This window comes from Paenibacillus sp. FSL H8-0048, assembly GCF_038002825.1.
Taxonomy (GTDB): Bacteria; Bacillota; Bacilli; order Paenibacillales; family Paenibacillaceae; genus Paenibacillus_AQ.
The window spans coordinates 1,133,816-1,146,889 of the sequence record NZ_JBBODF010000001.1; the positions used below are offsets into that span (position 1 = coordinate 1,133,816).

Below are 13,074 nucleotides of genomic sequence, written 5' to 3' on the forward strand. Positions count from 1 at the left end.
CCTCTACAATTAGTAAACGCAAACATGCCAGATGTCTATATAAACTGCAGTCGCCGCAAGATTAATTAATCTGCGGTTCTGTTATTATCTTCATCAAGATGCTCATGCACCACTTCGCGGACGCTTGGCTTAAAGAACCGTAAAATGAGGAGAAGTCCCGCCCTGGCAGGAACGGGACCCTCAATCATATGACTCTAGGTATGAGATTGTATGTACTTCACAACTTCACCCACGGTCGTAATTCTCTCTGCATCTTCATCAGAGATTTCCATGTCGAATTCATCTTCCAATTCCATTACCAATTCTACTACATCAAGAGAATCAGCACCTAAATCATCTTTGAAAGACGCTTCTAATGTTACCTCTGCTTCATCGGCACCTAAGCGGTCGATGACAATGCGTGTTACACGCTCCAATACATCGGACATCCGGTTCACCTCCTCTTTTGGTATTATACGAGATATGAAGTCAAAATACCATAGAGCATAAAAAACGCTGCCCTGGCCGCCTCTGTCCATCTTCCCCCGTAATGATCTGATGCCCTGCGAAGCCTTACATGTACATTCCGCCATCCACATGAAGCGTCTGGCCTGTCATATAGGCTGCCCCTTCCGAAGCCAGGAATACCGCCGCATTCGCAATGTCCTCCGCCCGCCCAAGCTCTCCCAAGGGAATCCCCTTGATCAGCTCGCTGCGAACCTCATCGGACAACTCGCGGGTCATGTCGGTATCAATGAAGCCGGGCGCGATGCAGTTCACGGTGATTCCACGTGATGACAGCTCGCGGGCCGCAGACTTCGTCATGCCGATTACACCCGCCTTAGCAGCGGTATAGTTCACCTGTCCGGGATTTCCCGTCACACCTACGACCGAGGAAATATTGATGATCCGGCCATAACGCTGCTTCATCATCGGGCGGGTTACTGCCTTCAGGCAGTTGAAGACGCCCTTCAGATTCGTCTCGATGACCTGATCGAATTCTTCCTCTTTCATACGCATGATCAGATTATCCCGGGTAATGCCCGCATTATTCACCAGGATATCGATTTTGCCCCAGGCCTGGATAACCTCCTTGACCAGGTTCTCGGCGTCACTGCTGCGGCCGACATTCCCCTGCAGAGCGATTCCTTCCGAGCCCAGCTCATGAATACGGGCCACGGTCTCTTCGGCTGCCTGAAGACTGCCGGAATAGTTCACCGCGACCTTCACGCCATGAGCAGCGAGTGCCAAGGCTATGCTGCGGCCGATCCCCCGGGACCCTCCGGTTACAAGGGCGGTCTGACCTTTTAGTGCTGCAAACATGCTATGTTGTCCCCCTTCGATAATCATGCGGCTGCGGCCAGGCCCAAGCTGCTTACCAGCCAGCCTGCACGCTCTCCAGACTGTTGATATTTACAACCTTGACATTCCTGTCAATTTTGCGGATCAGGCCAGCCAGCACACTGCCGGAGCCGATCTCTACAAAAGTATCTACTCCTGCGCCGATAAGCCATTCCACGCTATCCTGCCAGAGTACCGGAGAATACACCTGTTCTACCAGCAGCTTGCGGATTTCTTCCGGGTCTGTCACCGGAGCAGCAGTCACATTGACCACTACCGGCATAGCGGGAGCCTTAAAGGTTACCTTGTCGAGCTCAGCGGCCAGCCGCTCAGCCGCACCCTTCATTAATGAGGAGTGGAACGGCCCGCTAACCTCCAGCGGAATTGCCCGTTTGCCCCCGGCTTCCTTCACACGCCGGACCACCTCACCGACACCGGCTACGGTACCGGAGACCACAATCTGTCCCGGACAATTGACATTCGCCAGTTCAACGGGAGTACCCGCCGCCGTAATACTGCGGCATAATTCCGTAAGCCCTTCGCGGTCTGCTCCAAGCACAGCTGCCATAGCCCCTTGTCCTCCGGGAACAGCTTCTTCCATGAATTGTCCGCGCAGGCGGACCAGCCTTACAGCATCTTCATAGGACAGCACGCCGGCTGCCACAAGAGCGCTATACTCGCCAAGACTGTGGCCTGCCACATAATCCGGCATAACCTTAAGACCGCTTAATGCTTCCAGATAAGCCACACTGGCTGTAACCAGTGCCGGCTGCGTGTTCACCGTCTGCTTAAGCTCGCTGTCCGGCCCTTCAAATACAAGCCCGCTCAGCGGAAACCCAAGCACCTCGTCACCCTTTTCAAAGACCGCACGGCTCTGAGGCAATGCTTCATATACATCCTTACCCATACCGACTGCCTGTGCACCCTGACCGGGAAAGACAAATGCGATTTTGCTCATGAGGTATACAGCTCCTTCCCTTTAACTGCAGCCAACCCGGATATTCTCCGGATCAAGCTGCTGCGCGTTGCTATTATTAATGCCCCGATACTTACCAGATCAGCACAGAAGCACCCCAGGTAAGTCCGCCGCCGAAGCCGACCATAAGCACAGCATCGCCTGCCTTCATCCGGCCTTCCTCGGCTGCTTCTACAAGAGCCAGCGGAATGGAGGCTGCGGAGGTATTCGCGTATTTATCAACGTTGACTACAACCTTCTCCGGCGGCAGATCCAAACGCTGCATAGCGGATTGAATAATCCGGATGTTGGCCTGATGCGGCACGAACAAGTCGATATTCTCCTTAGACAATCCCGCCTTGGTAAGCACACGCTCCGTAGCCGATCCCATAACTCGTACTGCGAACTTGAAAACCTCGCGGCCATTCATATAGATGAAGTGCTTCTTGTCTTCTACGGTCTGCTGGGAAGCCGGGAGACGCGAGCCGCCGGCTTCAAGATTAAGCAGGCTACCGCCAGAGCCTTCCGCCCCAAGATCGAAGGACTGGAAGCCGCGTCCTTCCGGAACCTCGCCGACGATAACCGCACCTGCGCCGTCACCAAACAGCACGCAGGTGTTGCGGTCAGTATAGTCTGTAATACGCGACAGCGTATCTGCGCCAATCACCAGCGCATTGTTATACATTCCATTCTGGATAAAGCCAGTAGCTGTAGCCAGGCTGTAGACGAACCCTGAGCAGGCTGCCGACAGGTCAAAGGCGGCTGCGTTCTTGGCCCCCAGCTTGTCCTGAAGAATGCAGGCTGTGGAAGGGAAGGCACTGTCAGGTGTAACTGTAGCGACAATGATCAGATCCAGCTCCTCGGCCTTCATGCCTGCGGATTCGAGTGCCTTCAGGGCCGCTTCATAGGCCAGATCGGAGGTAGCCTGTTCCGGGGCTGCAATATGCCGTTCCCGGATTCCTGTGCGGCTGACGATCCATTCATCATTCGTTTCAACGATCTTCTCCAGATCGCTGTTGGTTAATACTCTCTCAGGTACATATTTACCAGTCCCAATAATTCCAACCGGACGTAATTGTCTCATGTCTTCACTCACTTCCCGCTAATTTCCTTCGATATACTAGGCACCAGCTCAGCCTTCAGGGCAATCCGTGCCTGTCTTACCGCATTCTTCACCGCATTGCCGTCTGACGAACCATGCCCCTTGACTACCAGGCCGCTAAGACCGAGCAGCGGCGCCCCGCCGTGTTCCTTATAATCCATCTTGCCCTTCAGCCCTCTAAGCTCAGGCATCAGGATCGCCGCCCCCAGCTTAGTCTTCAGCGATTTGCTGAATTGCTCCTTCAGCAGGGAGAACATCGCACCGGCCGTTCCCTCCAGCGTCTTCAGAAGTATATTACCGGCGAAGCCGTCACAGACCAGCACATCACAGCTTCCGGTGAGCACATCCCGCGCTTCCACATTGCCGACAAAATGAATGCCCGGCAACGCCTCCAGGAGCGGATAGGCTTCCTTGGTCAATTCGTTTCCCTTGCCCGGCTCAGTCCCGACGTTGAGCAGGCCTACCCGGGGCTTCGCAATGCCATGCACTTTATTGCGGTAAATGCTGCCGATCTGGGCATACTGTGCCAGATGCTGCGGTTTGGCATCCATATTCGCGCCAAGATCCAGGGCCAGCACACCGACATCATCCAGCGTTGGAATCATCGGAGCCAGCGCCGGCCGTTCGATTCCTTCCATTCTTCCGACTACCAGAAGTCCTGTAGTCATGAGCGCTCCGGTATTGCCGGAGGAGATCATGGCATCGGCTTCTCCCTCGCGGACCATCCGTCCGGCTACGACCATGGATGAGTCTTTTTTACGGCGGACCGCCTTCACCGGCTCTTCATCCGAACCGATCACATCCCCCGCATGACGAACCGTAACATTGGAAGGCTTACTCTTCAGCAGCGGTTCAAGCCGCGCTTCATCACCGACAAGTACGATCTCTATGTCACTCCATTCTGCAGCCGCTGCCAGCGCGCCTTCCACATTACATTCAGGAGCATTATCCCCGCCCATGGCATCAATGGCGATCCGCACTCCGGTTTCCCCCTTCGCTGTACTCTTCAGTTGCTGAACGATACACTATAAAATGGCCTTGAAATACCAGCTCTTCTCCGACATATGTAAATACATCCACTTCAGCCTTGCCGTTCCGGCCCGCAAGTGAGCGCACCTGCGCCTTGGCAATGCATTTCTCGCCCAGCCGGACCATGCGCACAAACCGGAGGTCGGCCGAAGCCGTTAAGGCAATCTCATCATTAATTATAGCTACTGCCAGCGAATTCGCCTGTCCGAACACGTAATGGCCCCGGGCAATCCCGTTACGGGAGAACACATGCTCATCGCGGATCTCGAAGATCGATATCCCGCTCTTGTCCAGCTGCAGATCCACAATATCACCGACCACTTCATCGGCCGGCAGGGAACGCACCTGATCATAGGAATGCTCCGCCATCTGCTTCATCCGCTCACGCAGCTCCGGAATCCCCAGCTCCAGCCGGTCCAGCCGGATCGTCTGGATACTCACCTTCAGCTGGCGGGTTAATTCCCGGTCAGTTACAAACGGGTTCCCTTCAATTATAGCCAGCAGCTGCTGCTGACGTTCCTTCTTGGACATCCGCTCGATAGCGGCTCACCTCCCGGTACAGGACTGATGTGCAGCTCACCGGCCCGCAAGAGTGGCCGCTGTATTTATGATTCACTGTTATTCCTTACCATTTAGAACCAGGTACTAATATGTAGTATAAAGCATGCCGGCGCAAAAATAAAGCTTTGGCTTGAAAAGCGCCTGAAAACCCGTGCAGTGCAAGGCACGGCAGCTCAGTACCAGCTTCTACTCAACAAGTCATCCTAACAGATGACTAAGATTCACTGCGTGCGGACACAATGTATGCTGTTTTTCGCATACATTCGGGCCATATGCCTGGGTGCGGGCACAATGTATGTTGTTTTTCACATACATTCGGGCCATGCGCCTGGGTTCGGGCAGAATGTATGCTGTTTTTCGCATACAATCGGGCCGTATGCCTGGGTGCGGGCACAATGTATGCTGTTTTTCACATATATTCGGAGCATATGCCCGCTGTAACCAGCCGATTGCATTCATAAACTCTTATTTTCACATAAAAATAGCACTTCACCGGCAGATGAAGTGCTACTCTTATATTCAAACTATTGTTTGATGATTTCTCTTGCTTTGTATGTTCCGCAAACTTTACATACGTGGTGAGCAAGTTTCAGCTCTCCGCATTGTTCGCATTTCACCATACCTGGAACAACCAGTTTAAAGTGAGTACGACGCTTGTCACGGCGAGTCTTGGACGTTCTGCGTTGTGGTACTGCCATTGTTAGACACCTCCTGATTTTGTTGTAACCCAATTCACTTGGGATTTGTTCTTAGTCGTCTTGCTTGGTAAAGAATCCTTTCAACGCAGCGAGTCTAGGATCGATCACTGTGTTGTCGCAACTGCAGGTGCCTTCGTTCAAGTTCTGTCCGCATTTCTGACAAAGACCAAGACAGTCTGCCTTGCACAATACCGAATCCGGTAAGTGCAGTACGAAATTTTCTTCCACATACGGGATAAGATCCACAATCTCATCTGTGATGTAAATGAGTTCCTCATCTTCATCTTCCGGAAGAATTGGCTGCTTAAGCCACTTGAAGGTCTCAGCGAAAGGAATGTTCAGCTTACTCTTGACCTCACCGAGACAACGTGAACATAACATGTCCACTTCTCCGTTCAGTGTTCCCACCACGTTCACACTATCGGTTCCCGCGGGCAGCGCTTTAAGGTCTACTGAGAGTGGTGCAACAGCAAGTATATCCTTGCGCCCTGTGACAATCCCGCTGACATCCACAACTTCGTGGAGGACCAGAGGCTCGTCGGCATTCGCTAATTTGCGAAAGTGAATGTTCATCGTTATCACTCCAAACAAACAAAATTTATTATACCTATTATTCCCTGACTTTGTCAACCACTTTCCCTTTATATTGTTTCAGGGAGCGTGACAATTTATGATATACAATATAGATTCCAGAATGGGGCGTGAAGCAACTGTGGCAGCTGTAGGTATTATAGCCGAATATAACCCTTTACATAACGGGCATGTCCATCATTTCACCGAGGCAAAAAGAATCTCGGGAGCGGACCGCTCCATTGTCATTATGAGCGGACCGTTCACCCAGCGCGGCGAGCCGGCGGCGGTCAGCAAGCGCGCCCGCACTGAGATGGCGCTGCATATGGGCGCCGATCTGGTTATTGAACTGCCGGTGGCGTACGCCGTCCAGCCGGCGGAATGGTTCGCCTTCGGAGCGGTCTCGCTGCTGGAGGCGACCGGTGTCGTCGGCAGCCTGTGCTTCGGCTCCGAAGCAGGCTCTTTGGGCGTACTGCTGCCTCTGGCCGGCTTCCTGGCCGAAGAGAGCAGTGCGCTTAAGGAGGAGATCCGCGCCCGCCTCTCCGGGGGCGCGGGATTCCCGGCCGCCTACAGCGCTGCTGCGGCGGCGGCCTGGGGGGCCTCTTTCATGGGAGAGGAGAAACCGGAAGATGCCGAAGATATATTACGGCAGCCCAACAACAGCCTCGGCCTGCACTACCTGATCGCGCTAAGGCGGCTGGGCAGCGCGATCAAGCCCTTAACCGTGCCGCGTACCGGCGCGGGCTTCCACGACCCGCTGGAGAGCGGGTCGGCCATTGCCAGTGCAACAGCCATCCGCAGGCTGCTGCAGGAGGGCGGATCACCGGCAGCTTACATGCCGGAGTATGCCCTGTCCATCCTGGAGCGTGAGCGTGCCGCAGGCCGGGGACCGGTACGGCTGGAAGACTTCGCGGGCCCGCTGCGCCATGTACTCTCTACCCGCTCTGCTGCGGAGCTGCACACGCTGCAGGATATGAACGAGGGCCTGGAGAACCGGCTGCTCAGCAGCCTGCACCAGCTGGACAAGTTCACCGTCGGCGGACTGCTGCAGGAGCTTAAGAGCAGACGGTATACACTCACCAGGCTTCAGCGTCTGCTGCTTCACACCTTGCTGAATCACAGCAAAGCAGAGATGTCCCCCTCCGTTCTCTCTCAGGGTCCCGGCTACATAAGGGTTCTCGGCTTCCGCGAGAGCGGCCGGGAGCTGCTGAAGCAGATGAAGCTGACAGCGGTGCTTCCGGTGATTACAAGCCCTGCCCGCTACACCCATCCCATGCTGGAGCGGGACCTCCAGGCGGCGGCTGTGTTCGCCGGGGCTTATGCCGACCCGATGCGCAGCGATCTGTACAGTGATTATCTTGAGCCGCCGGTCAGGATTTGATGACCGGCAGCTCCTCCATGTATTTCAGAGCATCGGATAGTGTTGAGACAGGAACCAGCTTCATGTCCGTGCCGATTTGCTCCGCCTTTGCCTTGGCCTCATCATAGTTTTTAAGCGGAACGAAGAAAATCTCCGCGCCCTTACGGTCGGCCGCTACAATCTTATGCTTCACACCGCCGATCAGCCCCACGTTCCCCTCCGCATCTATCGTACCCGTGCCTGCTACCTTCCGGCCCTTGGTGAGATCCCCCGGCGTAAGCCGGTTGTAGATTTCCATGGTGAACATCAGTCCGGCAGAGGGCCCGCCTACGTTAGTATCCACGAAACTGACGGCTTTACCTTTCTCCTTAGGCTCCACCTTTTGAACCGCACCAATAACGACTCCGAAGCCCGGCCGGGCAGCCGCAGCTTCTTTATCCTTGACCCCCACCAGCTTGACCTGCTCTTTAATCTCTTTGCCGTCACGCTGGAGCAATACATCCACGGTATCCCCGATCTGGTGAACCGACAGCAATTTGGACAGCGCGGCCGGATCGGCGGCCTTTTGCCCGCCTACACTGATGATTTTGTCCCCCGGCTGGAACCGGTCCTGATTGGCAGCTTCGGGTACAGAGAACACGTACAGATAATCCACGACATCCTCATAGGGTACACCTGCCGCATGATAAGCTGCCTGCACAGCATAGGATTGTGAACTATTCATATAGAACACCTGTTCCGCAGCATATTCCTGCTCAGTCTTATCTTGCAGGCGTGTTTCCTTCAACACTACCTCGGCATTCGAGTTGAACACAGAGGCGATTAGAAGAGCCACATTCGCATAGCTTGCCGAAACCGTGGTCATCATGAAGGTTCCCTGCTCCTGCGGATCGGCATTCTCCACCTTGATCATCGGTGCCACCTCCGAGGCGCTTCCCGGCTGATATACAATATAAGGCGTGTTCATGAAGACGACAACATAGAGAATGACCACGAATGAAAATAGATAGGCTGAAGCGCGAATGCCTACCCGGCGTTTATACTGCCTCAAGTCTCTTCCCCTTCTTTCCTGCGGATGATGCCCCGGCACTTAGAATGTCGTACCTTAGCCTTGAGCTTCACTCCGGCTGTGTGGCATGATGGTTGTCTCCCCTGCATAAATTGGTAACAAGATCTGCCCATGTCCTAAGCTATGAAGAGGGGATAACTCTAATGATAAACTTTAGATCCAGACGCTTTCTGTCGGATTCAGCTCCATTTATACCCGGGGCTTCAGCCATTCTGCTCGCTGCAGCGATTATTATTGCACCTGAAGCCTCGTTCAAGGCTTCACTTACGGGCCTTAAGCTCTGGTGGACCCTGGTTTTTCCTGCGCTGCTGCCCTTCCTGATCCTCTCAGAGATGCTAAGCGCATCCGGCTTCGTGCATGGTATCGGCGTTCTGCTTGAACCGCTGATGAAGCGGTGCTTCAGACTTCCCGGGGCGGTCGGCTGGACGCTGGTGCTCGGTCTAACCGCAGGCTTCCCGGCAGGAGCCGGAGGAGTGATGCAACTGCACAAGCAAGGGGACATTACAGACAAGGAGGCTGGAAGACTGGCGGCTGTTGTACATTATGCCAGCCCGGTCACTCTGCTTATTGTAGTAGGAACAGCCTTCCTGCACAGTCCAGCAGCCGGCTATGCCCTGCTTGCCATTCACTGGCTGTCAGGGGTAGCCGCAGGAATTCTGTCCGCTTGCTTCAATGGCCCCCGCAAGATGACGTCACCTATTTCGCAAGAAAGTGGTCCCAGCCATACCGGAAGCCGCTCCAGCGCCAAAAAAGCATCCTTACCCGGGCGTATCCATCAGGCAGCAGCAGATGCCCGTTCAAGGGACGGACGGGGCTTCGGTAAGGTGCTAGGTGAATCCGTATCCTCCGCCGTACAGAGCCTAATGATTGTAGGCGGCTATATGATCATGTTCGCGGTTGTCATAAGTATTGTTACCCGGTTATTCCCTCAGCTGCCGGTTATGGTTACAGGAAGCATGCTTGAGATTCATCTCGGAGCCCGGGCAATGACTTCAGCCACAGCAGGTCCCGAAGGCTTCGTCGTAGGCGGTCTTCTTGGCCCGGCACTGCTGTCCGCCGGACTGGCCTGGAGCGGCATCTGCGCCCAGCTCCAGGCACTGACAGTGCTGAAGGCAGCCAATGTCCGCTTCCTCCCGTTCACCGCAGTCAGGCTGCTGCATGGACTATTTGCCTTTGCGTTCACAATCCTGCTGTGGACACCGATGCTCCATATTCAGTCTGCAGTGCTGCCGGTTCTTGCCGGTTCTCCCCCAGCTGCTCTGCCGCAAGCGGGCCTTTCGCTGAACATATGGACTCTGACCCCACAGATTCTGGGACTTCAGATCCTGGTTGTTACGCTGCTGCTACTGCTGTCTGCTGCCGTAAAGCTGTTTACTTCAAACCGCCGTCCATCCGGCTGAACTTCAGCTTCATCGCCTGCTCCACCTCAGGAGTTACAAAATCCGAGACCTTCCCGCCGAAGTGGGCAATCTCCTTGACCACACTGGAGCTAAGATAGGAGTATCTCGGATTGGTCATCATAAATATAGTTTCTGCTTCAGGGTCAAGGTTATGATTAATGGAAGCATTCTGAAGCTCATATTCGAAATCGGTAACAGTCCGGATTCCCCGGACAATGACCTGGGCGTCCTTTTGCCTCACATAGTTAACCAGGAGATCACGGAAGCTGTCCACCTCAACATTCGGAATATCCGCTGTCGCCTGACGCAGAAGCTCTGTCCGTTCCTCGACCGAGAATAACGGATTCTTGCTCAGATTATTCAGCACCGCAACGATCAGCCTATCGAACTGCTTGGCGGCCCGGTGAATAATATCCATGTGTCCCAGCGTAACCGGATCGAAGGTTCCAGGATAGATGGCGACACGTTCTTTTCTAATTTGCAGACTCATCATTAACCTCCTTGCCGCTTGCGGCAGCCTCTGGAACAGCAGCTTCATACCGGTAGATAGAGATCGTAACCTCTCCATAGACGGATTGCTTCGTTCTCACGAACCCGGGTATCTCCTCCGGATAGGCATATCCCGATTCATGCTCCAGCACGATCACTGCATCAGGGTTCAGCAGCAGCTTGTCCGCCAGCGTAACCATCAGCTCGTCTCCATGCTTCATCCGGTAAGGCGGGTCCAGAAAAACAAGATCAAAGATTCTCCCGCGCTTTTGAAGTGCCCCAAGTGCTCTTCCCGCATCATTGCGGTAGACCTCAGCCTGCGCCTCCAGCCGAGACGCCTTCAGATTAGCGCGCACCGTGTCAATCGCCTTCTGCTCCATGTCCACAAATACCGCAGCTTCCATCCCTCTGCTCAGAGCTTCGATCCCCAGGCCTCCGGTACCTGCATACAGATCAAGCACCGTACCTCCTTCAAAATAAGGCCCGATCATACTGAATAACGCTTCCTTCACTTTATCGGTAGTAGGCCGTGTGCCATTGCCTGGAACACTTTTAAGCGGCCTGCCTTTTGCACTTCCCGATATGACTCTCACCGATCATTCACCTGCTTTTTAGCTTTATGTCTCTACATTACTATGCCATTACAGGGCATAAGTCCAAGCCTATAGTACCACAATTATTCCATGAAATAAAAAGATTGTCCGACTTTGTCACAATGAGGAGCAGAAGAATATTCACATGCAAATGTATAAAACTCCTGTAACCGGGACATCCTGTAACTATCGACATCACAAAATGTCGTAGACAACCGCGGAGCAGGCTTACGTTTCCCCATAAGCTCTTCGTCCGGTTTCTCCTCTCCCATGAAAGAGGCTCCCGAAAGGGAGCCTCGATTTTTATTTCACGCCAAAAAGCCCCCGCCTTGAAATCAAGATGCGGGGGCATGCTGTGTATACTTATATAATCCGCTTCAGCTTGGCTTCCTGCTCAATGGAGCGTGCTGAGAGAAGTTCGATAATTCTGTGCTGATTCTCCAAAAGAGACTCCACGTTGATGAGCCGTTCGTTTGTTTCCAGCACAGCACGTTTAATTTGTTCCTGATCTTGTTTCATGTTCTGCTGCTCTGTCTCTATTCGATCCAAACGCTCGTTGACGGTGACTAATTCCTCCTTTACTGAAACTAACTCTTCCCGAATAACGGACCGCAATAATTGTACCAGATCATCATTCATGTGCTCCGCTCCTTCAAACTTAATATATAGATTGTACCAGAAGCAAATGTATTATTCTACTTCATTTCTGCTTGTCATTTGACCTTATCGATCTTGAACACAAACTTCCAGGAGGCTGAATTTCCGGAATACCGCCCGCGGTTTTCGACTACCTTCACTGTCAGCGATTTGTTCTGGGTATCCTTAAGGGTAGAGACCTTAATTGAGGCGTTAGCCGAGCCTTCATCTGGGATCTTATCCTGTTCCTGAGCTTCAGCACGAAGCTTGATGCTTGCTGTAGAAGTCAGATCCAGCGTGACTGAATCCCCTTCCTCAAGCTCCTCTCCATTGACGAATCCGCCCCACCACCACTCATTGCCTACATGATCATTCTCTACCAGTTCAGCACTTACAAACGTAACCTTAACCTTCTGAGTCTTGCCTGCTGCCGATATTGGCTGCACACTTAAGGATAGCGCAAATATCATCACAAAAAAAAGCGTTGCCAGTTTCCGCTTCATTTTAAAATAGCACCTCTTCACCATTCTATTTTTTACCAATTATATCAGGTCAAATGACTTAGTTCTATAGACTCACAAAATATTCATATCTATTAGTCACATCCGTGAATAAATTCAATCCGGCACGACAAGGTTACATATATAGTATATGGATAACAGATAGATTCAGGAGGAACCGCTATGAAGAAGCCCTTGTATAAAAAGATGTCGTCCCTTGCCCTAATGATCGTATTCGGCGGTGCCATCGGACTGACCGCAGGCTGCAGCACCCCAGCTAATCAGGCCGCCCCAACTCCTACCGTGGCAACGAGCCCGACAGCAGCCCAATCAACCCCCGGACCTGTCACTGAACCCTCCACCGGGAAGGGGGCAGTGAACTGGGAATCGGCGATCCAGCAAATCGCGGCTACGGATACGGAGGCCACACAAAAAGCAGATGCCGCAGAAGTTTTGGCGAGATCGTACACTCCGTCGGCTGTGGAGCTTAAAGATTTTGAATCCCAGATCGTGGAAGAGTACACCGCCGGGAATTATCTCGCACATAGCGGGGATGCCGGATACATGCTGACGAACCTGTTCAAGGCTACCGTTGTGGAGCGCAATCACCCTGACGGTGAGGCCATTAAGGAGTTTGCCTTTGACTTTTATCAGAATACTAAGAATGTCTTCCGCGGAAATGATGCTGTGGACAGCGAAGCCGTACAATCAAATGAAACGCAGATGGATAAGGCGTTGTCAGAGATTACAACCAAGTAAAACTTCTTATGTCACCCGCATGGGACCTCCAGT

16 protein-coding genes are annotated in these 13,074 nt (G+C 53.2%); 3 read left to right on the forward strand and 13 right to left on the reverse strand.

The features are described from left to right. Window positions 1-194: 194 nt before the first annotated feature. The 8 genes from acpP to NSU18_RS04960 all read right to left on the reverse strand — a co-directional run bounded on the left by acpP (window position 195) and on the right by NSU18_RS04960 (window position 6,238). Entirely contained in the window at window positions 195-428 is a 234-nt protein-coding gene (gene acpP, locus NSU18_RS04925) for an acyl carrier protein (RefSeq protein WP_036694165.1), read from the reverse strand. 124 nt (window positions 429-552) lie between these two features. Beyond that, window positions 553-1,302, reverse strand: coding sequence for a 3-oxoacyl-[acyl-carrier-protein] reductase (gene fabG / locus NSU18_RS04930; protein ID WP_341148396.1), 750 nt, complete (start codon window positions 1,300-1,302; stop codon window positions 553-555). A 52-nt stretch (window positions 1,303-1,354) separates the two neighbouring features. Further along, the gene (gene fabD / locus NSU18_RS04935) at window positions 1,355-2,278 is read right to left on the reverse strand and encodes an ACP S-malonyltransferase (RefSeq protein ID WP_341148397.1); all 924 of its coding nucleotides are present in this window, start codon (window positions 2,276-2,278) and stop codon (window positions 1,355-1,357) included. Between the two features lie 91 nt (window positions 2,279-2,369). Next, window positions 2,370-3,359, reverse strand: a complete 990-nt coding sequence (locus NSU18_RS04940; RefSeq protein WP_341148398.1) for a beta-ketoacyl-ACP synthase III — start codon at window positions 3,357-3,359, stop codon at window positions 2,370-2,372. Between the two features lie 8 nt (window positions 3,360-3,367). Next, window positions 3,368-4,357, reverse strand: a complete 990-nt coding sequence (plsX, locus tag NSU18_RS04945) for a phosphate acyltransferase PlsX (RefSeq protein ID WP_341021525.1) — start codon at window positions 4,355-4,357, stop codon at window positions 3,368-3,370. Continuing rightward, on the reverse strand, window positions 4,341-4,937 hold the full coding sequence (gene fapR, locus NSU18_RS04950; protein ID WP_341021524.1) for a transcription factor FapR: 597 nt from the start codon (window positions 4,935-4,937) through the stop codon (window positions 4,341-4,343). Before fapR ends, plsX begins: the two co-directional genes overlap by 17 nt. A 554-nt stretch (window positions 4,938-5,491) precedes the next feature. Next, complete coding sequence (rpmF, locus tag NSU18_RS04955; RefSeq protein WP_019911234.1) at window positions 5,492-5,665, reverse strand: 50S ribosomal protein L32; 174 nt, start codon at window positions 5,663-5,665, stop codon at window positions 5,492-5,494. 51 nt (window positions 5,666-5,716) lie between these two features. Next, window positions 5,717-6,238: a YceD family protein gene (locus NSU18_RS04960; protein ID WP_340941084.1), complete on the reverse strand. Its 522-nt coding sequence runs from the start codon at window positions 6,236-6,238 to the stop codon at window positions 5,717-5,719. A gap of 139 nt (window positions 6,239-6,377) precedes the next feature. On the opposite strand from NSU18_RS04960, the gene NSU18_RS04965 reads away from it, so the two are divergent. Next, window positions 6,378-7,616 (forward strand): tRNA(Met) cytidine acetate ligase, encoded by a 1,239-nt coding sequence (locus tag NSU18_RS04965; protein WP_341023299.1) that lies wholly within the window; start codon window positions 6,378-6,380, stop codon window positions 7,614-7,616. Here NSU18_RS04965 and NSU18_RS04970 read toward each other — a convergent pair. Then, window positions 7,606-8,646, reverse strand: a complete 1,041-nt coding sequence (locus tag NSU18_RS04970) for a SepM family pheromone-processing serine protease (RefSeq protein ID WP_341148399.1) — start codon at window positions 8,644-8,646, stop codon at window positions 7,606-7,608. The genes NSU18_RS04965 and NSU18_RS04970 overlap by 11 nt on opposite strands. 161 nt (window positions 8,647-8,807) lie before the next feature. Between NSU18_RS04970 and NSU18_RS04975 the strand changes: the two genes are divergently transcribed. Continuing rightward, a complete protein-coding gene (locus tag NSU18_RS04975; protein ID WP_341021520.1) occupies window positions 8,808-10,064 on the forward strand; it encodes a nucleoside recognition domain-containing protein in 1,257 nt (418 codons plus the stop codon). Here NSU18_RS04975 and coaD read toward each other — a convergent pair. The 4 genes from coaD to NSU18_RS04995 form a co-directional block, all read right to left on the reverse strand. After that, complete coding sequence (coaD, locus tag NSU18_RS04980) at window positions 10,036-10,554, reverse strand: pantetheine-phosphate adenylyltransferase (protein ID WP_341021519.1); 519 nt, start codon at window positions 10,552-10,554, stop codon at window positions 10,036-10,038. The two genes, NSU18_RS04975 and coaD, sit on opposite strands and share 29 nt — an antisense overlap. Next, a complete protein-coding gene (gene rsmD / locus NSU18_RS04985; protein WP_341021517.1) occupies window positions 10,538-11,146 on the reverse strand; it encodes a 16S rRNA (guanine(966)-N(2))-methyltransferase RsmD in 609 nt (202 codons plus the stop codon). The genes coaD and rsmD overlap by 17 nt, the downstream gene beginning before the upstream one ends. A 363-nt stretch (window positions 11,147-11,509) precedes the next feature. After that, a complete protein-coding gene (locus tag NSU18_RS04990) occupies window positions 11,510-11,785 on the reverse strand; it encodes a hypothetical protein (protein WP_341148400.1) in 276 nt (91 codons plus the stop codon). A gap of 74 nt (window positions 11,786-11,859) precedes the next feature. Next, entirely contained in the window at window positions 11,860-12,252 is a 393-nt protein-coding gene (locus tag NSU18_RS04995; protein WP_341148401.1) for a hypothetical protein, read from the reverse strand. A gap of 213 nt (window positions 12,253-12,465) precedes the next feature. Here NSU18_RS04995 and NSU18_RS05000 point away from each other — a divergent pair, with 213 nt between their 5' ends. Further along, window positions 12,466-13,041: a hypothetical protein gene (locus tag NSU18_RS05000; RefSeq protein WP_341021511.1), complete on the forward strand. Its 576-nt coding sequence runs from the start codon at window positions 12,466-12,468 to the stop codon at window positions 13,039-13,041. Window positions 13,042-13,074: the final 33 nt, after the last annotated feature.